The 22,056-nt window shown below is 54.7% G+C and carries 20 protein-coding genes; 13 read left to right on the top strand and 7 right to left on the bottom strand.

The window, feature by feature from the left end; translation table 11 throughout:
* Positions 1 to 6 precede the first annotated feature (6 nt).
* The 6 genes from AC2TF6_RS06395 to AC2TF6_RS06420 all read left to right on the top strand — a co-directional run bounded on the left by AC2TF6_RS06395 (position 7) and on the right by AC2TF6_RS06420 (position 7,928).
* Complete coding sequence (locus AC2TF6_RS06395; protein ID WP_491310366.1) at positions 7 to 1,302, top strand: ABC transporter substrate-binding protein; 1,296 nt, start codon at positions 7 to 9, stop codon at positions 1,300 to 1,302.
* A complete protein-coding gene (locus AC2TF6_RS06400) occupies positions 1,286 to 2,203 on the top strand; it encodes a carbohydrate ABC transporter permease (RefSeq protein ID WP_491310367.1) in 918 nt (305 codons plus the stop codon). Before AC2TF6_RS06395 ends, AC2TF6_RS06400 begins: the two co-directional genes overlap by 17 nt.
* Entirely contained in the window at positions 2,200 to 3,039 is an 840-nt protein-coding gene (locus AC2TF6_RS06405; protein ID WP_491310368.1) for a carbohydrate ABC transporter permease, read from the top strand. The genes AC2TF6_RS06400 and AC2TF6_RS06405 overlap by 4 nt, the downstream gene beginning before the upstream one ends.
* Before the next feature lie 16 nt (positions 3,040 to 3,055).
* On the top strand, positions 3,056 to 4,516 hold the full coding sequence (locus tag AC2TF6_RS06410) for an arylsulfatase (protein ID WP_491310369.1): 1,461 nt from the start codon (positions 3,056 to 3,058) through the stop codon (positions 4,514 to 4,516).
* Positions 4,517 to 4,593: 77 nt separating this feature from the next.
* Positions 4,594 to 5,472 (top strand): MurR/RpiR family transcriptional regulator, encoded by an 879-nt coding sequence (locus tag AC2TF6_RS06415; protein WP_491310370.1) that lies wholly within the window; start codon positions 4,594 to 4,596, stop codon positions 5,470 to 5,472.
* An 80-nt stretch (positions 5,473 to 5,552) separates the two neighbouring features.
* Entirely contained in the window at positions 5,553 to 7,928 is a 2,376-nt protein-coding gene (locus AC2TF6_RS06420) for a polysaccharide lyase 8 family protein (RefSeq protein WP_491310371.1), read from the top strand.
* 303 nt (positions 7,929 to 8,231) lie between these two features.
* Here the strand turns inward: AC2TF6_RS06420 and AC2TF6_RS06425 are convergent, their stop codons facing one another.
* The 5 genes from AC2TF6_RS06425 to AC2TF6_RS06445 all read right to left on the bottom strand — a co-directional run bounded on the left by AC2TF6_RS06425 (position 8,232) and on the right by AC2TF6_RS06445 (position 13,718).
* Complete coding sequence (locus AC2TF6_RS06425) at positions 8,232 to 9,230, bottom strand: zinc-dependent alcohol dehydrogenase family protein (protein WP_491310372.1); 999 nt, start codon at positions 9,228 to 9,230, stop codon at positions 8,232 to 8,234.
* 143 nt (positions 9,231 to 9,373) lie between these two features.
* Entirely contained in the window at positions 9,374 to 10,354 is a 981-nt protein-coding gene (locus AC2TF6_RS06430) for a cation diffusion facilitator family transporter (RefSeq protein ID WP_491310373.1), read from the bottom strand.
* 616 nt (positions 10,355 to 10,970) lie between these two features.
* Complete coding sequence (locus tag AC2TF6_RS06435; protein WP_491310374.1) at positions 10,971 to 11,777, bottom strand: histidinol-phosphatase; 807 nt, start codon at positions 11,775 to 11,777, stop codon at positions 10,971 to 10,973.
* Positions 11,778 to 11,788: 11 nt separating this feature from the next.
* Positions 11,789 to 12,691, bottom strand: coding sequence for a LysR family transcriptional regulator (locus tag AC2TF6_RS06440; protein WP_009676241.1), 903 nt, complete (start codon positions 12,689 to 12,691; stop codon positions 11,789 to 11,791).
* A gap of 247 nt (positions 12,692 to 12,938) precedes the next feature.
* Positions 12,939 to 13,718, bottom strand: a complete 780-nt coding sequence (locus AC2TF6_RS06445) for a TIGR01457 family HAD-type hydrolase (RefSeq protein WP_491310375.1) — start codon at positions 13,716 to 13,718, stop codon at positions 12,939 to 12,941.
* 405 nt (positions 13,719 to 14,123) lie between these two features.
* Between AC2TF6_RS06445 and AC2TF6_RS06450 the strand changes: the two genes are divergently transcribed.
* Positions 14,124 to 14,579, top strand: a complete 456-nt coding sequence (locus AC2TF6_RS06450; RefSeq protein WP_009676282.1) for a chemotaxis protein CheX — start codon at positions 14,124 to 14,126, stop codon at positions 14,577 to 14,579.
* A gap of 407 nt (positions 14,580 to 14,986) precedes the next feature.
* Entirely contained in the window at positions 14,987 to 15,763 is a 777-nt protein-coding gene (locus tag AC2TF6_RS06455; RefSeq protein ID WP_491310376.1) for an SDR family NAD(P)-dependent oxidoreductase, read from the top strand.
* A gap of 107 nt (positions 15,764 to 15,870) precedes the next feature.
* On the opposite strand, the gene AC2TF6_RS06460 is transcribed toward AC2TF6_RS06455, so the two are convergent.
* Positions 15,871 to 16,119, bottom strand: a complete 249-nt coding sequence (locus AC2TF6_RS06460) for a YkuS family protein (RefSeq protein ID WP_009676264.1) — start codon at positions 16,117 to 16,119, stop codon at positions 15,871 to 15,873.
* Between the two features lie 57 nt (positions 16,120 to 16,176).
* Positions 16,177 to 16,434 carry a DUF2573 family protein gene (locus AC2TF6_RS06465; RefSeq protein WP_491310377.1) on the bottom strand — a complete coding sequence of 86 codons (258 nt, stop codon included), beginning with the start codon at positions 16,432 to 16,434 and terminating at the stop codon, positions 16,177 to 16,179.
* A 139-nt stretch (positions 16,435 to 16,573) separates the two neighbouring features.
* Between AC2TF6_RS06465 and AC2TF6_RS06470 the strand changes: the two genes are divergently transcribed.
* The 5 genes from AC2TF6_RS06470 (at position 16,574) to AC2TF6_RS06490 (ending at position 22,006) form a co-directional block, all read left to right on the top strand.
* On the top strand, positions 16,574 to 17,515 hold the full coding sequence (locus AC2TF6_RS06470; RefSeq protein ID WP_491310378.1) for an alpha/beta hydrolase family protein: 942 nt from the start codon (positions 16,574 to 16,576) through the stop codon (positions 17,513 to 17,515).
* Positions 17,516 to 17,714: 199 nt separating this feature from the next.
* A complete protein-coding gene (locus AC2TF6_RS06475; RefSeq protein ID WP_009676277.1) occupies positions 17,715 to 18,296 on the top strand; it encodes an RNA polymerase sigma factor in 582 nt (193 codons plus the stop codon).
* 153 nt (positions 18,297 to 18,449) lie between these two features.
* Complete coding sequence (locus AC2TF6_RS06480) at positions 18,450 to 19,964, top strand: DEAD/DEAH box helicase (protein WP_491310379.1); 1,515 nt, start codon at positions 18,450 to 18,452, stop codon at positions 19,962 to 19,964.
* A 118-nt stretch (positions 19,965 to 20,082) separates the two neighbouring features.
* Positions 20,083 to 20,631 carry a hypothetical protein gene (locus AC2TF6_RS06485; RefSeq protein WP_491310380.1) on the top strand — a complete coding sequence of 183 codons (549 nt, stop codon included), beginning with the start codon at positions 20,083 to 20,085 and terminating at the stop codon, positions 20,629 to 20,631.
* A gap of 169 nt (positions 20,632 to 20,800) precedes the next feature.
* Positions 20,801 to 22,006, top strand: coding sequence for an S-layer homology domain-containing protein (locus AC2TF6_RS06490; RefSeq protein ID WP_491310381.1), 1,206 nt, complete (start codon positions 20,801 to 20,803; stop codon positions 22,004 to 22,006).
* The last annotated feature ends 50 nt before the right edge of the window (positions 22,007 to 22,056 follow it).

Raw genomic sequence — 22,056 nt, forward strand, 5'->3', positions numbered from 1 at the left:
TTGGTCATGAGAAGGAAAACAAGATGGAAAGCAATAGTGCCCCTGACTGCATTGACGGCGGTGATTGCCGCAGGCTGCTCGCAGGAAGCCGAAAGTACGGTGCAAAGCGGAAAAGCAGGCGCTTCTTCGCAGGAACCGATTACGTTGAATCTGGCCGTCTGGGATGAGAAGTTGAAAGATACGCTGAATCAGACCATCGAGATTTACAAAAAAACGCACAGCAACGTGAACGTCCAGGTCACCATTACGCCTAACAAGGATTATTGGACCAAAATGCAGACAAGCCTCGTCGGCGGGGCAGGGCCGGACATTTTAATGATGAACGGGCCTAACTTTTACAAATTTGCCGCTTTGGGCTTACTGACGGACCTTCAGCCTTACATAGAAAAAGACAAGCTGGATACGGCCGTTTTTCCGGAAGGGATCACCGAGCTTTACAAGTACAACAAGCATTCTTACGGTATTCCTTATTATTTGGGATCGCTCGGTTTGTTTTACAACAAGGAATTGTTCGATCAGGCCAAAATCCCTTACCCCGACGAAACGTGGGATTGGGAGAAGCTTAAAGCGAATGCCGCCAAACTGACGGACAAGGAGAAAAAAACATACGGCTACATTGCGGTAAACGCCGATCAGGTGGGCTATTATCCGCTTATTTACCAGGCGGGCGGTTCCGTCGTCAGCGAAGACCGCACCAAGTCCGGTCTGGATCTCCCGGAAACCCGGAAAGCGCTGGAGTTTATGAAATCGCTGATGGACGAAGGGATTTCTCCGAGCGCCCAGCAGCAGTTGGATACGGAGGCGCTGCAGATTTTCGGCTCGGGCAAAGCGGCCATGTATCCGGGCGGGTCTTTCGACGCGTACAACCTGAACCGGATGCTCGGCGGCAAACTCGGGGTTGCCCCACTGCCGAAGGGCGCGAAGCAGGGCTTTTACGTACACGGATCGAGCTGGGTAATCAACAATAAAACAAAACATCCCCAAGAGACATGGGACCTCCTCAAAGTACTTGCCGGTAAGGAAGGGTCCGGGCTGCTGGCGAAGAACGGCATCAACTTCCCCGCCTACACGGAAAACGTCGATCTCTGGGCAAAGTCGATTCCGGCTCTGGATATGAACGCTTTCGTTTCATCGCTTAACCATACGGCTCCTTACCCTGTTTCCAAAAACACGGCCGAATGGCAAAAGGTCCTCACGGAGGAAGTGACCGGCGCGTTCCTCGGCAAGAAATCCGTACAAGAGGCCCTTCAGGCGGCCGCGCAGAAAATGAACGGGATACTCGCGAATGAACAAAACCAATAGACGCAGCCGCGCTGAGGGCTGGCCGCACTACCGGATCGAAGCGGCCTGGGCTTATCTGTTCATCGCTCCGGCGTTCTTATGCCTGGCGATCTTTCACTTGTTTCCGGCAGCCGCCTCCCTGGTCCTGTCCTTTACCAAGTGGAACGGGCTGACCGCACCGGTTTTCAACGGACTTCTGAATTATGCCGCCCTTCTGAAAGACAAGGAATTTATTCAGTCGATCCTTCACACCGCCACGTTCAGCATCGTAACTGTCCCTGTTTCCGTGGTTCTTGCCACGGCATTAGCCGTCCTCCTCAACCGGAAAATGAAGGGAGTGTCTCTGTACCGGGTGATTTACTTCCTGCCCGTTGTTACGATGTCTACGGCGGTCGGGATGATCTGGAAGTGGCTTTACAACGCGGAATTCGGGCCGATCAATTATATCCTGGGCTGGCTGCATCTGCCCCAGCCGAACTGGATCTCGGACCCTGCTTACACGATGCTGTCCATTATGATCGTCTCCGTTTGGTCCACCGTCGGCTACAACATGGTCATTCTGCTGGCGGGGCTTCAGGGAATATCCGGCTTCTACTATGAAGCCGCCAAGATGGACGGAGCCTCGGCCCGGTATCTTTTTTTCGGGATCACCCTTCCGCTGCTGTCGCCGAGCCTTTTCTTCGTTCTGATGATCTCGGTTATTCACGCTCTGCAGGTGTTTGATCTGGTTTTCGTCATGACCGGGGGAAACGCGGCTCTGCTGGAGGCGACTAGAACGGTCGTCTACAACATGTATGATCAGGGCTTCGTTTTGTTCCGTATGGGATACGCCTCCGCTCAGGCGGTCGTACTGTTCGTTCTCATTTTTGCGATGACGCTGGTGCAGATGGCGCTGCAAAGAAAGTGGGTGCACTATCAATGAGCCGGCTTGAAAAGCGGAGGGTGCCCTTCGCGAAAATTGTACTGCACGCCGTGCTTATTGCCGGAGCGGCCATTATGCTGCTGCCTTTTCTGTGGATGCTGGACACTTCGCTCAAAACATTCGCGGAATCGATGCAGGCCCCGCCCGTTCTGATCCCGGAAAAATTGAGATTCGATAATTATCTGGAAGTGTTCAGGGAAACCAGATTTTCCCGGTATTATTTGAACACGCTTATGGTAACGACCGTTAAAACCGCCGGTCAGCTGCTGTTCTGCTCTTTGGCGGCCTACGCGTTCGCGACTATGAGTTTTCCGGGCAAAAGGGTCTTGTTTCTGCTTATTTTATCCAACATGATGATCCCGCAGCAGATTATTCTGATTCCGGCCTTTGTCGTCATGAAACAGCTCGGCTGGCTGGACACCTACTATGCCTTGATCGTACCGGGACTTGCCAGCGCATTCGGCATTTTCCTGCTCCGGCAGTTCTTCATGTCCATTCCGAAGGAAATCGGAGAGGCGGCCCGTATAGACGGCAGTTCGTTTTTCCGCATTTACCGGTCCATCTACCTCCCGCTGGCGAAGCCGGGTCTTGCCGCATTGGCGATCTTCGTCATCATGGCGTCCTGGAACGATTTTATATGGCCGCTGTTGTTTACAAGCTCGGATGAAATGCGTGTTCTGTCACTGGCGGTATCGAGCTTCGTAGGGGAATTTTCCACGGAGTATCCCCTTATGATGGCGGCCGCTTGCATGGCAGTGCTGCCGCTTCTGCTGCTTTTCTTGTTTTTTCAAAAATACTTCGTTCAAGGCATTGCCCTGACGGGAATAAAAAGCTGAAAGCGGGTATGCCATCGTGCAAAAACCGAATGTGTTGATTATAATGACGGACCAGCAGCGCTGGGATACGCTCGGCTGTTACGGAAACTCCGTAATCGAGACACCTAATCTGGACTGGCTTGCTTCGGAAGGGACGATCTTTACGAATGCGTATACGCCGTCGCCTTCGTGTGTTCCGGCCAGAGCGTCCCTGCTGACGGGAATGGACCCGTGGAATACGGGCGTGCTCGGGATGGGAGGAGGCCAGGGACCGATGGGCGGAGGATTTGCCCACACGCTGCCGGGCGAGCTGAGCCGGGCCGGCTACCACACACAGGGCGTGGGCAAGATGCACTTTCATCCCCAGCGTCTGCTGAACGGTTTTCACAACACGGTACTGGATGAATCGGGCCGGGTGGAATCACCGGGGTTCGTGTCGGATTACAAAGCCTGGTTCGATGCGAACAAGACCGGCGATTACGGAATCACCGATCACGGTATCGACTGGAACTCCTGGATGGCGAGGCCGTATCACGCCCCGGAATTTTTGCATCCGACAAATTGGACGGTCAACCGATCCATCGAATTTCTGGAGAAAAGAGATCCGAGCCGGCCGTTTTTTCTGATGACGTCGTTTGCAAGGCCGCACTCGCCTTACGACGCGCCCTCTTTTTATTTCGATCTCTACCGGGGCAAAAAGCTGCCGGAGCCGTTCATGGGAGACTGGGCGGGGCGCCATAACGTGCCTGAGGACGCCGCCAAACCGGACGCCTGGCGGGGCGTCCGGAGTCCGGAGGAAATCCAACGGGCAAGAGCGGGCTATTACGGGTCCATCCACCATATTGACCATCAGATCGGGAGGCTGCTTTTTCACTTAAGGAAGACGGGGCTGCTGGACGAGACGCTAATCGTGTTCACCTCGGATCACGGGGATATGCTGGGAGATCATCATTTATGGCGCAAAACGTATGCGTACGAGGGATCGTCGCACATTCCCCTGCTCGTCAAACTGCCGGGGGGCGGGCAGGAAACCCGGCTGAAGAAGGTGGAGGCTCCCGTCGTTCTGCAGGATCTTATGCCGACGCTCTTGGAAGCGGCCGGAGCCGGAATCCCGGATACGGTCGACGGGGTAAGCCTTCTCGGCCTGATCCGGGGAGAGCAGGCGCAGCGCCGGTTCGTTCACGGGGAGCACAGCACCTGTTACGCCGAGGAACAGGAGATGCAGTATGTAACGGACGGGGAAATGAAATATATCTGGTTCCCCAGATTGAATGAAGAGCAGCTCTTCGACCTTCGCGTCGACCGGGAAGAAAACCGCGACGTGTCCGGCTGTCCCGAATACCGGGAGGATCTGGACATGTGGAGACAACGGCTGATCGCTGTCCTGGAAAGCCGCAATGCGGGGCTGACCGAAAACGGCAAGCTTGCGCTGCAGGCCGGGAGGCCGTATCTCGTTTCCCCTCATTACGAGAAGCGGATGAGCCTGCTTCGGACTTGAGCTTTCGGCAATGGGCCGCTAAAGTAAAGGGGAAGACAAGCACGGGATTGAACCCGCACGTTAAGGACGTGAAAAGCATGATCAAAGGCATACTGACCGTCATAGACGAAACCTTCGACTCGCTGACGGCAATGGAGCAGAAAGTCGCCCGGTTTATTCTTGACCACCCGCAGGACATGGTCCATATATCCGTGCAGAAACTGGCCGGGCTCACGCAAACGAGCGAGGCTACGATTGTACGTCTGTCCCGCAAGTTCCGCTGCAAGGGGTTCAAGGAGCTGAAGCTGAGAATAGCCGCCGACCTGTTTGTCCCCGCCAGGGAGAATGCGGAATTCCAGCAGGTTAACGTCGGCAGCCCGACGGGCGAGCTGATGGAATCCGTGGCGCACAACAGCGTCAAGTCGATCCAGGACACCCTCGCTATCCTCTCGGCCGACGTCATGGACGAGGCCATCGAAGTGTTATCCCGCGCCAGAAAAATCGCCTTGTTCGGGATCGGAGCCTCCGCGGTTGTAGCGGAAGATTTCAAGCACAAGACCGCCCGGATCAACCGGTGGTGCGAAGCGGGATACAGCGGAGACATGCAGGCGATCATCGCGGCGAATCTGACCGCGGATGACGCCGCCCTCTGCATTTCCTATACGGGAGAAAATGCGGAGGTGGTGCATGCGATGCGGATCGCCAAACGAAACGGCGCGACGGTTATTTCCTTGACGCAGCTGGGGCTTAATCCCATTGCGGAGCATTCGGACATTCAGCTGTTCACAAGCACGCTGGAGCAGAACTTCCGGCAGGGCGCCATGAGCTCGCGGATCGCCCAGTTGTATGTGATCGACCTGCTGTATGTCGGGCTGGTTTCGCGGGATTACGAGAGCAGCCTCGCTTCCATCGAGAAAACCAAACGGGCGGTCCAGAGCCTGCATCCGGGGCGGGAAGGCGCTTCCCAGAACAATTAAATAAGTTGACCATACCATTGGAGACGCTATTTTTCGAGAATAGGGTCTCTTTTTCTATGGAAAAAAGGAGAGTGGAAAAGATGATTCAAAGCTTACGCGCCGCAAAAATAGGAATGGTTCTGCTGCTGGTTCTGCTGTCGGGAGCGGCCGGTTTTCAACCTGCCCAAGCATCCGATGAATTTGACAGCCTGCGTATCAAATGGAAAAACCTGCTCACCGGCGGTAACTACCCTGCAGGCGACCCCGATATCGCGGCCCAAGTGGCCGTTTCGGCTGAAACGGCCGGCGGATACTGGTCGTCGCTCGATAAAAGCGCGGGCCGTACGTTTCTGTGGCCGGATCTTGCGGATTGGAGCGCATCCAAGACAATGACAGCCTCTTACAACCGGCTGAAAAGGTTGGCGGCCGCCTATTCGACGCCCGGGTCTTCCCTATACGGCAATGCGGAGCTCGGAAGCGACATCGTAGACGGCCTCGATTGGATGTATAGCCGCATATACAACGAGAACAAAAGCCAGTCCGACAACTGGTGGGACTGGCAGATCGGGACTCCTCAGGCGCTAAACGATTCCGCGGTATTGGTCTACGATCTACTCGGCTCCGTCCGGCTTGCGAATTATATCGCCGCGGTCGATAAATTCGTTCCCGATCCGACCAAGCGCCTGAACAGTACACTGACCGAAACGGGGGCTAACCGGTCGGATAAAGCCCAGGTCGTTACGATACGGGGAATTCTGGGCAAAACAGGCGGAAAACTGGCCCAAGGCCGGGACGCCTTAAGCCAGATCTTTCTCTATGTCACCGATGGGGACGGATTTTACCGGGACGGATCGTTTATCCAGCATACCAATATCGCCTATACGGCGAGCTACGGCCGGGTGCTTCTGGCCGGCATATCAAGGCTTCTGTATGTACTCAGCGGCTCTTCGTGGCAGGTAACGGATGCAAACCTGGGGAATGTGTACAACTGGGTGCAGGACTCCTTCCTGCCTGTTATATACAAAGGTGCCGCCATGGATATGGTACGCGGCAGGGCGATATCGAGGCAGCATCAGCAGGACCACGAGATGGGAAGAGATATCGTCGCTTCGGTTAACCGGCTCTCGTTGTCGGCACCGGCGGCCAAACAGGCTGAACTGAAAAGTCTGGTAAAAGCCTGGGTCCAGCAGGATACGAGCTTCGGTTCCTATTATGCGGGTCTGCCTGCCGACGATATCATCCGGCTCAAATCGGTTCTGAACGATTCTGCGCTTAGCCCGGCTCCTGCCGGTCAACTGACGAAAATTTTCCCTGAAATGGACAGGGCTGTTCAAAGGGGGCCGGCTTTCGCTTTTGGAATCAGTATGTCTTCGAGCCGCATAGCCCGGTACGAATCGGGGGGAACCGAAAATTTGCACGGCTGGCACACGGGAGATGGAATGACGTACCTGTACAACGGCGATCTTACCCAATTTTCCAATGACTACTGGCCGACCGTGAATCCGTACAGATTGCCCGGCACAACGGTGGATTCCGGTGCTCTTACCGACAATCAGGGAAATATAAGCACATCGGCTTACAATTTCGTTGGCGGGGCCTCCAGCGGAAATGCAGCCGCAGTCGGTATGCGGTTCTCGGGAATCGGAACCGATCTGACAGGCAGAAAATCCTGGTTTCTGCTGGGAGACAAAGTCGCTGCGCTGGGAACGGGGATTTCAAGCGCTTCGGGGCGTAAAATCGAAACAATTGTGGAAAACCGCAAATTGGACAGCGGCGGAACGAATGTTTTCACGGTCAACGGAGGGGCCAAACCGGGACAGACCGGATGGTCGGAGTCCATGGCGGGCGTGAGATGGGCTCATTTGGCGGGGAGTACGGTGAATTCGGATATCGGCTACTATTTTCCTCAACTCCCCTCAATAGACGGATTACGGGAAACGAGAACGGGCTCTTGGCGGAATATCAATAAGGACGGCCCGACAACACCGGTTACGAACTCCTTTCTGAGTCTTGCTTTCAACCATGGCATCAATCCGTCCAACGCAAGCTACGCGTATGTTCTTCTTCCCGGGAGAACGGCCGCGCAAACACTCTCGTATGCGGAAAATCCGGATCTTGTCGTGCTCGAAAATTCGAACGATGCCCAAGCCGTTCAGGATCTTAGTTCACATGTGATTGCCGCAAATTTCTGGAACAACATAACGAAGTCGGTTGCGGTGAACGGAACGGATCTGCTGACAAGCGGCAAACAGGCTTCGGTCGTCTACACGGAAACCTCCGCAGAAATCGAAATTGCCGCCGCCGATCCCACTCAAACGAACACGGGCAGTATTCCTCTGCAAATTAACAGGAGCGCATCGGCTGTTCTTGCCGCGGATGCCGGGGTGACGGTTACCCAACTAAGCCCGGTCATCAAGTTGAACGTCAACGTGAACAAGGCAAACGGAGCGACGTTTAAAATCCGGCTCCAAAAGTAGCGGACATGGGAAGGAAAAACGGAATCGGGGCCTTGAAGATTACGAACGGAAGCGTCTTAAAGAGGGAATTACCGAAACAAGCCTGCAGGTAAGTAAAAATGAAAGAGAAAAGCCGTGGACGAAAGCTGTCGGTGAGACATCAACTTGGCACCCTTCAAAAAATAGAATAAAAGAGCAGGATCGCAATGATTGATCCCCCAGCTAAATCCGGGAGGGAATGATTGCGAAGCCTGCTCTTTTACCATGGAGATAGGCAGAGTAGTTTACTGCCCGCAGCCTCGGCCTGCATCCGGGGCCACGTCCTTACAGATCGTTCGTCAGCACGACCTTGCCGATCGCGCTGCCCGACTCCAGGCGGCGGTGAGCCCCCGCCGCGTCGCGGAACGTAAACCGCTGCTCGTCCAGCAGCGGGCGCAGATGCCCTTCGTCGGCCAGGCGCGCAAGACGCTCCAGCGTCTCGCCCTGATGCTTGCGGCCGACGCCGGTCAGAAGCGGCAGCACGGTGAACACCACGTGCAGCGTCAACCCCTTCGCATGAAGCGGGCTGAGATCATGCGTGGAGCGGGCGGCGATGGCGACGACATGGCCGCCTGCGCGCGCGGCGGCGAAGGAACGGTCGAGGTTGTCTTTCCCGACCGTGTCGAACACGACGTCGAAGCCCTGGCCGCCGCCCGAGCATCTGCGGACGTAATCTTCTACCGGTTCCGTCCGGTAGTTGATGACGCCGTCCGCGCCCAGCCGCGAAGCGATGTCCAGCTTCGCGTCGGAGGATGCCGTCGCGAAGACGTCGGCGCCGCCACATTTCGCGAGCTGGATCGCGATGTGGCCGACGCCGCCTGCGGCGGCATGCACGAGAACCTGCTGGCCGGGCTGAAGCCGCGCCCGGTCGAACAAGCCCTGCCAGGCGGTAAGCGCCACGACGGGCAGGGCCGCCGCCTCGCTCATCGAGAGCGAGGCGGGCTTGCGGGCGATGAGCTCCGCATCGGCCAGCATGTATTCGGCGAGTGCGCCGCCGAAGCCCTTGAAGCCGCCGGCGAAGCCGTACACTTCGTCGCCGGGCCGGAACTTCGTCACGCCTTCGCCCACGGCTTCGACGGTGCCCGCTACATCGCCGTGCAGGACCGCGGGAGCAGGCGGAGCGAGATTCGGCATCAGGCCCTGGCGGATCCGCGCGTCGATCGGATTCACGCCGCTGGCGGCGACGCGGATAAGCACGTGTCCGGGCCGGACGGCCGGGGTCGGAATTTCTCCGATGGAGAACGATTCCGGTGCGCCGAATGTTTCGAGAAGAATTGCTTTCATGGGAAGCACCTCCGATAGGTTGGCTGGTATGGGTACGTTAGATCCATTATAAAACACCCGGCATGAGAATGGTACAAGCCCGGCTAACGCGAAAAACACCGGACCCCTTGCAGGGGATTCCGGTGTTTGCGTGCCATGTCGTCTTACGTCATGGCTTGTTTTTGAACGGGAGCCAGAGAATCTTCCTGATGCTTCTCTTCCCGGTGTTTGAGAAATTCCCGGCCGTATTCGCCGTGAGGATGAATACCCGCATGCTCCATCTGAATGGTGGAATGCGTAATGCCGTATTTTTCCTTCAGCGTTTCGTTAATGGCGAGGATGATGCAGAACGGCTGGATTTTGTCGTCGATAAAAACGTGCGCGGTCAGAGAGTAATGATCCGTCGAGATCGCCCAGAGGTGCATTTCATGCACATCTTCAACCCCTTCGACATTGCCGATATCGCGGCGGATTTCCTCCAGATTGAACTTGGCGGGAACGGATTCCATCAGAATGAGGTAAGATTCCTTAATGATCCGGCTGCCTCCGATGAAAATAATGCAGCTGATTACGATACTGATCAAAGGATCAAACCACAGCATTCCCGTAAAATAAATGAGAATCGCCGAAATAATAACCCCTACGGAACTGAGCAGGTCTCCGATAAAATGCCACAAGGCACTCTGGACGTTGAGATTCTCCTCTTCTTCCATACTGCGGTGCAGGACCAGCGTGAGCACCAGATTGACCACGAGCCCGATGGAGGAGATGATGAGCATAAGTTTGAAATCAATGTCCTGCGGCTCGTAAAACCGCTTGATTCCCTCGATAAGGATTCCGATGGCGATCACGGCCAAGGCAAGCCCATTAAGGAAGGAGGCAATGATTTCGAACCGCAGAAAGCCGAATGTGTAGCGGCTGTTGGGTTTCCGGGAGGCCAAGTAAATAGCGGTCATGCTGAGTCCGAGCGCAATGACGTCTGAGATCATATGCGCGGAATCCGAGAGCAGGGCGAGGGAGTTCGACATAATCCCCCCGACAACTTCAACAATGGTGAAAAATAAGGTGAGGAAAAGGGTAATCCACAGCGTACGCTTGGACGTGGATTGTTCCTTTACATGGTCAAGATGGTGAAAATCGGTCATGGCTTGTACCTGCTTTCCGGCTTTTTTATATGGATGAACGGACGATAGTAGACTCTTCACCAGGTTGTTCTGTTGGAATTATACGTCACGTTCCGAAATCCTGCAACGGCTGTTCTATGAAATAGACAAAAGCGGAATTTTCATAGGCGAATGCTGCCAAACCGGGGAAGTTGCCGTCGGAATATAAGAGAACGCTTTCAATTTTGTTACATAAATGAAATATTTCTGTTACGTTCCTATAATGTAAGGGAGGTATTATAATAACCAAGACCCCCTTTTTAATATACAACGTTTCAGGCTTACCCCGTTGGTAAGCCTGCTTTTTTTGTCTGGAGACTTGCTGCCTACGCCGCAATGTACCCGGAAGCCTCAGTATGAGCACGCTACATCCTGTTTGGAACGGTATCTGATCTTGCAGGCGCCTTTTTCCTGTATGATCTCCGTTGGGACGGGGAAGCTGTTTCAGGCAGTCCGAACCGGATGGCGCGTGCAGGGAACTGTCGGCTTTATGGGCCGACTTCCTACGGATAATCCGGAATCACAGCTCCCGGAATTAAAGAAAACCGGCCGATTGACGGCCGGTTTTCTTATGTCCTTTTATGAAATGCGGCGGCAATTACAGGGTAACGAGAACCCGCTCTTTATTGCGGAAGAAACACCATTCTTTAAACCCGATTTCTTTCAGCCGTTTGCTCACGAGTTCGAAGTCGTCGCCAACACGCTGGGGCACATGAGAGTCTGACCCGAAAGTGACTTTAACCCCGTAATGGAGGGCGCGTTCCAGAATAAGATCGGACGGATACCACCCACCTACGGTTTTGGTTTTGCCGGAAGTGTTGATTTCGATCGCCACATCCTCATCCGCGATGACTTTCAGGGTTTCGTCCACTTTGGGAGTCGGAATATCCGAGAAAGCGGGATAGAATCCTTTCATCGCGTCGATATGACCCAGTATCTGAAACAATCCGGCTCTTGCCGATTGCTGGATCAGATCGTAGTAGGTCTCTTTATGGAGGATATGCTGAGCGTCGTCAAGCCCTTTCCACCGGTTCTTGTTAAAAATACTGACGCCGCCGGACAGATGGACCGAACCTATAATATAGTCGAACGGGAATTTCTCATACATGGAACGGTACAGGTCCAGATGCTCCGGGAAAAAGTCGGATTCGACCCCCAGCAGCACTTCGATTTTGTCCGCATATTCCTTCTTCAGGCCGAGCACTTCTTCCACATAGGCGGCGAAGGCGCTTTTGGCCATGGCGATTCCGGGAAACAACTGGTCCTGCTCGCTGTAAAAATACGGGGAATGATCCGAAATGCCGATCACGGACAAGCCCGCTTCCACCGCCGCGTCTACGTAGTGACGGATGGTCCCCGTTGCATGCCCGCATCTTTCGTTGTGCGTATGAAGATCGAATTTCATAAGTAGCCCTCCTATTCGGAACCGAGAAATTGGGTTTCCGGCATTCCTTTCAAATCCTGCAGGAACTGGTGCATCGCGGAGTTGAGGTAGCGGCCGGATTTGTACACAACGCCGACGGGATGAGTAATATCTAACTCGTCTACTTTCAGCATTTTCAGCGTACCGTGGTCGAGATCGTTGACGACAGACAACTTCGAGATGATGGCGGCGCCGAGATTCAGCTCGACCATCCGTTTGACTTCTTCGCTGCTTGAAAGCTCCATCACGATTTGCGGGTTGATATCGTACGTTTTGAACACCTGATCGACGAATCGGCGTCCCGCCGTTTCCGGCGATAGCATGATAAAGGGCAGATTGCGCAGCTTCTCGATGGAAATATGAGAGTACCGGCTTAGCGGATGACTGGTGGATACGATGAGTTCGAACGTGTCGTAGTACAGGACGGAAGCCTCCAGAGACGGATACTTTTCGTAGAGATACGAAATGCCGATATCTACACTGCCGTTGTCGACACTGGCCATAATTTGCGAAGAGGTCATGGAATGAATGGTGGTTTTGATTAAAGGGAACTGGTCCTGAAAATAAAACAGCACCCGCGGTAAAATTTGCATGGCAATGGACGTGGTTGTCCCGATATGGATATGGCCCTGGGGAGTCTGGCTCAGATCGGCCAACCGTTGTTTCAAATCCTCGACAGTGCGGAGGATTCTTTCGGCGTGCTCCAGGAACAGCTTGCCGCTGTCCGTCAGCGTCACAGGCTGGTTGCGGTCGATCAGAATCGTCCCGAACTCTTCTTCCAAGCTTCTAATCTGCGCAGACACGGCCGGCTGCGTCAGGTTGAGAAGTTCGCCTGCCTTGCGGAAACTCATCGTCTTGGAAATCGTGATGAGCGTCTCCAATTGATTGAGATTCATGGGCAGCCCTCCGATTATAAGTAAAATTTATCGAAACATATAACGAGATAACTTAATTTTCTTTCTATTATAAAGGATGGCCGGGGAGAGTTCAAATGATTGAATGTAAATAAATGACAATCGGGTTTTGCGGGATCATTTCAATCCCGGTTACAAAAAGAGGGGAGAGAACCGGGCCTCCTTGTCAAGGGGAGATTCCCGTTTCTCTGTAAAGGGAGCTGTCTGATTTCCAGGCTGTCGGGCCGGGCTATTTCATCAGACTGTTCCAAAAATGAGGCAGGTCGCGGCAAATCAGATCCGGCTCGTTCCCGGACTTCGAAATGTGCTCCCGGACATTGGCCTCCGTGGCAAGGCCTGTCAGCACGAGAGCTGTCCGGCAGCCGGCCGATATACCGCCGCCGATGTCCGTTGCGGTATTGTCGCCGATCACCCACGTGTCTTTCGCCTGCAGTTCCAGTCGGGCCAGGGCATAGTTCATAATGACCGGCGACGGCTTGCCGATGACGACCGGATTGGCGCCGGAAGCGGTCCGGATGAGGGCGCTGATGGAGCCGGCTCCGGGAATCAGGCCGCTGTCAGACGGAAGCAGGTGATCCGGGTTCGTCAGGATGTACCGGGCGCCGCCCAGCAGGTGCTTGACCGCCGACGCCAGCTTGTCGTAGGTCAATTGCCGGTCGATACCTTGAACGACGTAATCCGGCTCCTTGTCGGTGAGCTCGAACCCCGCTTCCAGCAGAGCGCTCTGCAGTCCTTCTTCGCCGATGCAGTAGACGCGATTGCCGTTTCCGTGTTCGAGCAAATACTGAACGGAAGCCATAGCCGTCGTGTACACGCGGTCGGGCCCGACTTCTATGCCCATCCCGTTTAAATGGCCGGCCACGTGTTCCGGGGAGCGGGACGAATTATTGGTCACAAGGAGGTAAGGGAGGCCGTTCTTATTGAGCAGCTCCACAAACTCCTTCGCGCCCGGTATGGCTTCGTTCCCTTTGTACAGTGTGCCATCCAAATCAATCAAAAATCCGTGCATGCTTTTGTTCACCTCACCTTTCATCGTACCAAACGGAATGCTTCCTCACAAGCGCGGTCATTTATGACGTGCAAAGAGGTTCGGCGGCGTCTAACCCGGTAAAAGACTGATTTGCTCTACCCCCGCGGTGTCCGGAAAATCCCATAACGGGAAATAGGACCGCCGTGCGATTCTCTTCCTGTTTGGCCCCGCTTTATAGGTCCAATGATAAAAAAGACTCAAAGTTGACATGGATAAAATAGGACAAAAGAAGTATACGGACAACGATTTTTACTATATAATGTAGAAAAATGTGTAAGTTTGGTTCGAAAAAATCCGACATGAGTACCTAAACCGGAGGAACGGTTTTATCGCCTTGTGAAACAATTTTTGTTCCTATATGTTGGTAAAGGGGTTAAAGAGCACATGAAAGCGGAGTACATCAATCCTTTTCTGGAATCCGCGCGGATTGTCATCGAACAAGTCGCGAACGTGCGTCCGACTACCGGTAAATTGTCTGTCAAAGATATTTACTTTATCGAACGTTATGTATGGATACAAATCGGTATGACCGGTCAAATGCAAGGAAACATACGCTTCGGTTTTGAAGAATCAACGGCGCTGCGGATGGTTTCCGCTATGATGGGCGGATTTATTTTGACCGAGCTGGACGAAATGGGACACAGTGCGATTTCCGAACTCGGAAACATGATCAGCGGCAACGCCAGCACGATTTTGTACAATCAGGGCATCAAGGTTGACATTACGCCCCCTAAGGTCGTCACGGGAGACGTCCATGAGGTGGATGCACTGAAAGCGCTGACGGTTCCTCTGCTCATGGACGGAATCGGCGAACTGGATATTCAGGTCCTTCTCGCTTAGCTAAACCGGACCAAGCTGGAGAACCGGCAAAAGGACTGCTTCTGTTGAAGCAGTCTTTTTTTGATGCGAGTTTCTCCGATACGGGGTGTGGGAGGAGCGAGAGAAGTTGTAATGTATAAGCTAAATTCCACGAAATTGAAATTTCGGCGGCCGTCCGCGAAGGGAAGAGACGTATTCTCGGGTATATTCAACAGGGCATGACAAATTCTCAGATTGAAAAAGAACCAAGCATTACGGAAAGAACCATAATGAACCGCGTAAACTCCATCTGTATCCGGTCTCAAAGTGCTGAAGGATATAAAATGGAGCGGAATAAAATCTGTACTGCCCGCCTCCGCCTGGTGAAGAAAAGCCGCGTAAGGTATACTAAGCCTACAAGCGTCATCGGAAGGGGAAGAAGCACATCCATGAATATAGAAGGCAAAGTAGTCGTCGTCACCGGAGCCTCCAGCGGAATAGGCGCGCAGACCGCGCGTGCGTTGGCGCAGCGCGGAGCGGTGCCCGTTCTGATGGCACGTTCGCGGGACAAGCTGGAGCGGCTGGCGGCGGAGATCGGCGGCGGATGCGGCGTGTACCGGCTCGATGTGCAGGATACGGCCGAAGTGAACCGGGTTTTCGCCGAAGTTCTAGCCGAGTACGGGCGGATTGACGTTCTCGTCAATAACGCGGGGTTCGGAGTATTCGAACGGTTTCTGGACGCTCCGCTGGAGCAGTTCGAAGAGATGATGGACGTGAATTACATGGGCATCGTCCGCTGCACGAAAGCGGTTCTTCCGTCCATGGTCAAATCGGGCTCGGGCCACATCGTCAATATCGCTTCGATGGCCGGCAAAATCGGATCGGCCAAGTCCTCCGGATACTCCGCGACAAAGCACGCCGTGCTCGGCCTGACAAATTCGCTTCGCCAGGAACTGGCGGGAACCGGTGTCCGGCTCAGCGCCGTTAATCCGGGCCCGATCGATACCCCGTTCTTGGAACGGGCGGACCCTACGGGAAATTACGTCAAGAACATCAGCTGGTTCATGCTGAAACCGGAGCGGGTGGCCGGAGCGATCATCCGCGCGATCGAGAAAGAGAAGGCGGAGATTGATCTGCCTTTTATAGCGGGAATCGGCACGAAGCTGTATTCGCTGTTTCCCCGTCTGCTGGATAAAACCGCACAGCGCATGCTGAACAAGAAATAACCCAGAAAAAAAGCGGCTCTCCTGCAGGAGAATCGCTTTTTTAATCGGTTCCATGGGGACCATGCGGAAAAACGTGCGGCAAGAAAACCAAGGACGGTTTGCGCGGATCAGAAGCCCTGGTTTTGCCCGGTCGTTCTGCCGACTTCCTGGACGATTTCTTCGTCCGTTAAGCCGTGAGCGTTGATGACGGAAGCGGAGGTGGTGGCATCCGCGAAGCCCATCACATTCTGGTCCAGACCGGAAATGACCACGCAGGACGCTCCGTCCGCCTGATTCAACGAGGTAACTTCGTAGCCGCTGCTCTGCAGGGCCTGCTTCACACTGGACAAGCTGTCTTCGACTGCGATTTTAGACATATGCCTTCGCTCCTTTATAAGGGATCTCAGGCTTATTGTGGCTGCGTGGACGAGTTCTTATTCAGGTTTGCCCCGGCTTGCCTTCTGCTGCTCGTTGAGATCGCGGATTTCTTCGAAAATGGCCCGGACTTGCGTTTTGGCGTCGGGGTGCGAGCCGTTCCAGTGATTCGTTAGAGCGGGCATCGCTTTATGTAAGTGTTGATAGACGGCCCAGATTTTTATTTTCTTGGTCATTTCGGAGGAACCGTCCCCGGTCAACAGCTCGGCCGCTTTGGATACGAGGGCGTTAAACTCGTTTTCGAATTCTTGACTCATAAGATCATTCCTTCCGTATGAAAATAAGATACTCCCAGTCTATCGGAAGCCATGGGGACTGTAAAGTTCCTTCACCACGGGTCCCGGGTCGGTCCGCAACTACATTCAGGACATATACCTACAAGGAGGCTGAACAAGCATGTCGGAATCCATTCAATCGGGGAAAAAAATCAGCACCCTCTCGCCGGTCACCTTGTCGCCTGCCGTACGCGCGGCCGGTAACGAAGCGGGAAGCCTTAAAGACGGCCAGCTCCTGGAGCGGGAGCTGCTGTCCCGGCACGCGAGAAACGTCTCGCTGTACGTCGTGACGTACGCGGCCCAGGGACTTCGCGTCAAAGGCTATCTCGCCGTGCCGGATCACGCGGAACCGCTGCCGGCCGTCGTCTACTGCCGGGGAGGCATCCGGCGCGTCGGAATGGTGCGGATCCGCCGGATCGTTTCGATGGCACGGCGGGGGTATGTCGTTTTCGCGCCCTTCTACCGCGGCAACGAAGGAGGAGAAGGACGCGAGGACTTCGCCGGAGAGGACCGGTACGATGTGTATCACGGGCTGCTGATGCTGAGGGATCTGCCCGAAGTCGCCTCCGTACCGGTCTCGCTGATCGGCTTCTCCCGCGGCGCGCTGATGGCGCTGCTGGCCGCCAGAGACTGCGAGGAAGTCGGCCCCGTCGTCGTATGGGGCGGCGTCAGCGACCTTCACGACACGTATGAAGAGCGGGTCGACTTACGACGTATGCTCAAACGGGTCGTCGGCCATCCCCTCAAGCAGGCGGATGAATATATCCGCAGGTCTCCGGCCAGGTGGGCCGATCTTATCGAGTCTCCCGTGCTGATCGTGCACGGAACCGCCGATCCGCAGGTTAAAATTTCCCACGCCTACAAGCTGGCCGCAGCGCTTGAACATGCGGGCAAAGATCATACCATGCTCATTTACGAAGGGCTGGAACACCGTTTTCCGAAGGAAATGGACGAAGTGGCGCTGGACGAAGTTTTCCGCTGGATGGAGCAGAAAAGAATTGAAATAGAAGGGAAGAAAAGTAAAAAAGAAGGAAAACAGCTTGATTTTCCTAAAATTAAATAGAAAAAAATCTCCTTTTTTGGTGATTAGAATGACGTTATCCCGCCTGATTTTATCCAAAATGAGACTTAGAAGCACGGTTGGATAGAAATGTAAGCTTTTTCTTTAAATATAATGAATTTTTTTGCTGTTTAATATTGTTAACTCCCTCGGTATAGCCTAATATGAGTTTTAGGAATGGTTTACATAAGGGGGATGTCTCATGTCAAAGTACATGATTCATTTGTTTACATCGAATTATTTCCACCTGGACAAAAGCCTTCAGGAAAAAATATATAAAGAATTTCATGTCATGGTATATCCGACCATTTATTTCATCCTCCAGGATCACAATTTAGTCGAGGATATCATTCAGGAATCGTTTCTCCGTGCTATCGACAAGGCTCCTCAACTAAAGGAGACGGAGAAATATGAAGGCTGGCTCAAGAAGCTGACACGCAACGTGACGCTCAATTATTTGCAGAAGCATAAGCGCAACCGCAACGAGCTGGATTCGGAGATTACGCTGACGCTGAGGGAAACGGCCCCGGCTTACGAGGCCGGCAGCACCCCGCTGGAGAAGGAAGTTGAGCTGAAGATCATGCAGGAAGCGATCAACCATTACGTGAACCAGCTCAGCCCCGCTTACCGGCAGATTCTCGCCATGAAAGTGGTTCATAACATGTCTTACAAGGAAATGGCGGAAGAGATGAACGTGACGGAAGGCGTTATCCGGCAGCGTCTGTACCGTGCGCGCGAAGCGATCCGGCAAATGCTGCTGGAAGAATGGGATTTTCTCAGATAAGCGCCCCATGCAGGCCGGATAGGGCCGTTAAGGGTGGGCAGTGCGGTCAGGCTCCGCAGCTCATCCTTTTTTTGCGTGCCCCGGTTTGTTCCTGGGAGCTTCCTCGCGTATAATGTAGACAAACAACAACGGCATACAGAAAAGAGGTTCTTCATGTACGACAATTTTGAACAGCTGCAAATCGCCCCCGTCTGGGCGGAAAAGTTGAAGGAACGGGGGATAGGCAGACCTACGGCCGTTCAGGCCGAGGCGATCCCGCTCATTCTCACGGGACGGGACGCCATTGTGCAGTCGCAAACGGGAACGGGCAAAACACTGGCTTTCCTGCTTCCCGCCCTGCAGCGGATCGATGTGAACGCGAAGCATGTCCAGGCCGCTATCATCGTTCCGACACGGGAGCTCGGCATGCAGATTTTGCGCGTGGCGGAAGATCTGATCGGCGACGGTCCCATTAAGTGCCAAGCTCTGATCGGAGGAGCGGCCTTGGCCCGGCAGGTAGAGAAACTCAAAAAAGGTTCCCCGCACCTGATTATAGGAACTCCCGGCCGCATTAACGAGCTGATCAAGGCCCGTAAGCTGAATGTGCATCATGTGTCCATGCTGATCGTGGACGAAGTCGATCACGTGCTGGAGCTGGGCTCCATGAAAGAAGTCTATTCGATCTTCAAAGCGCTTCAGCGCTCGTCCCAGTCGCTGTTCTTCTCGGCGACCATTCCCGCGGAGATCGGACAAGCGGCGGAAAGCTTGATGAATGACCCGGCCGAGATCCGGATCAACCCGGATCAGCGTACGGCGTCCACACTGGAGCATCTCGCTTTTAACTGCGAAGCCCGCAATAAAATCGACACGCTCCGCCGGATCATCCGTCTGTACGAGCCGCCCAAGGCGATGGTATTCGTCAATGCGACGGCCGACGTGTCGGAAGTGGTATCGAAGCTGCAGCACCTCGGATTGTCCGTGGAGGCGCTCTACGGGGAAGCGGGCAAGCAGCAGCGGGCGAACGTCATGCAGTCGTTCCGCGAAGGCAAGTTCCAGCTGCTGCTGGCTACCGATGTGGCGGCCCGCGGGCTCGACATCGAGGAAGTGACGCATGTCATCAATCTCGACATGCCGCTTAACGCCGAGTACTACCTGCACCGTGCAGGGCGTACCGGAAGGATGGGGCGCAGCGGAACCGTGATCTCGATCGTCGCTCCGAAGGAGCGTTTCATCATCGATAAGTTCCGCAAGGCTCTGCGCATCTCCATCGACGAGAAGGAGATGTACGAGGGCCGGGTGGTCGATGCCGGCCAAGGCCCGCGCAGCGGCTTCCGCGGCGCACCGCGCCGGGATGACGCGGGCGGGGGGGGCGCCGCAGCCCGCGTTTCGGGCACGGCCCAGCGCGCGTCCGGCGGCGAAGCGGGGTCGCACCGCGGCGGGACTGCCGGCGCGGACGGGGAGCGCCTCTCCACGGATCGCCGTGGAGAGAGCGGCCGCAGCGGCGCGCCGGCCCGAACGGGACGCGGCAGCTCGGGCGCAGCCTCCCGGAGCGGTGCGGGCGAGGGCCGCGGCTCCGCGCCGCAGCCGGTCTCGCGCAAGGCCGCCCGCAAGCAGGAGACCGCCCAGGACCGCAAGAACAAAGGCGCGCCGAAATGGCTGAAAGCCAAAAGAGACGGAGACGGGAAATAACCGGAGCTGCAGCATCGCGTATAAGACTCCAAGCCGGTTCGGGTTGAACCGGCTTTTTCATTTGCAGTCCGCTGGGTAAATAGAGGGTATGCGTCATTACGGCAAGGAGGGAATAAACATGAAAATCATCCGGCGTATAATCGTGGTCCTGCTCGTTCTGGCCGTTGCGGCGGGGCTGGCGACCTGGGGACTCTTAACGTATATCAAACCTCAGCAGCAGCTTGATCTGGCTTATACGGAACTTTCGCTGGAAAGCCAGTTGGTGGATATCATCAGGAGCAAGAAGCCCGAAGTGCGGCTGTCCAATGAGGAAATCAATCAGCTCGGCAAAAAAGCGATCGCCAAACACGCGCGGGTATCGCCCGATGTAACGATAACCGGAGCCGACTTTACACGAAGCGGCGAGGATCTGACCGCGGATGTAAATCTGCTATGGAAAAATACTGTGCCTGTCGGGGCGCAAATGACGTTTAAACTGGCCTGGGCAGGCAAAGAACTGACCGTAACGCATACGGGCACGCATATCCGGAACTTCGAAGTGCCGTCGGGATTGGTATCCCTCGCGCCGGTTTCGATTTCGCTGGATTCGTATTTGCCTTCCATCGTGCATATCAAGGATGTCCGATTTGACCCTGATTTCGTCGTGATTGGTCTCACTCTCCGGTAGAGTGGGACTTTTTTTCATCATTTTACCGGTTGCAATTGGAACGGACCCCCCTAAAACGCCGCGGCTCCAAGAATTGCTATAGTGTAAACCGTCATGCTTCGCGAAGAGTTGCCGGTTCATCCAGCCCGGGCCGGGGCTGATTCCTACACGCATAAAGGAGAGTTTCCCGATGAAAAAACTTGACATGAAAAAAACCGTTCTATCCACGGTCGTACTCGCTATGGCAATGGGCGGAGGCACTGCCGCGTTCGCTAACGGAAACGGCAAGGATAAGGACCATGATAAGGATAAAGACTGGAAAGAGGGCAAAAACGGCGGCGTACACGGTTCTTTCGATTTCCGGATTACGTTCGACGATCTGAAGGGTTCGGACGTGGAGTGGGCGCTGAAAAATATTGCAAGCCTTTCCTCGAAGCGTGTTTTTGAAGGCTATGAAGACGGTTCGTTCAAACCGCGGAATACGGTTACCCGTATTGAAGCCATTACGGCTGCCGTCCGGCTGATGGGCCTGCGCGATAAAGCGGAATCGAACGAAGAGAAGCAGACAAAGCTGAACTTCAAGGATGCGAACAAAATTCCCGACTGGGCGGTAGGTTACGTGGCCGTAGCGCTTGAGAATGACCTGTTCGGCGAGAGCGAGGACATGGTTCAGCCGTCCAAGCCTGCCGACCGCCTGTGGGCGACGGTTCTCCTCGTGAAAGCGATGAAGCTGGATGCCGAGGCTAAAGCAAAAGTCAACACGCAGCTTTCGTTCAAGGATGCGAAGCAGATTCCGGCCGGTTCCGTCGGTTATGTGGCCGTCGCTATCGAGAAAGGGCTGATCGACGGATTCGAAGACAACACGTTCCGTCCGAATATGCCGGTAACTCGCGCTCAGCTCGCCGCGCTGCTGGATCGCACGGACAGCCAGATGCCGGGACAGGACCAAACCACGGCCGTCGGCAAAGTGACGGGAACCGTGAGCGGGAATACGCTGGTGCTCGATCAGAACGGCACCCTGAAAACGTATGCGCTGCATCCCGAAGTGTTCGTTTACCGCAACGGCGCCAAAGTAAGCGCGTCCCAGCTTCAAAACGGGGATGTCGTCAGACTGCGCTCGTACAACAACACGGTTGTTTTTATCGAAGTAACGAAAAAAGCGGTTGAAGACCGCACGCTTCAGGTCAGCGGCTTTTTCGATTCGATGACGCTGAGCAAGGAAGGCCGTATCGCTACGGTTACCGTAACGAACCAAGTCTACGGAAATACGGACAAAGCAACGTACAAGGTTGCCTCCGACGTTGCGATTCAAGGCGATGTGAGCCGGTTGGTCAAGCCGACTGCGGTCGAGCTGAAAGGCAAAGATAAAGTCGTTGAGACCATTATCATCAAGTAGGATTCACGACAAAAAAAGCCCGGAGTCTGGGGAAATCCCCAAGCTCCGGG

It is taken from the genome of Paenibacillus sp. JNUCC 35 (genome assembly GCF_058269095.1).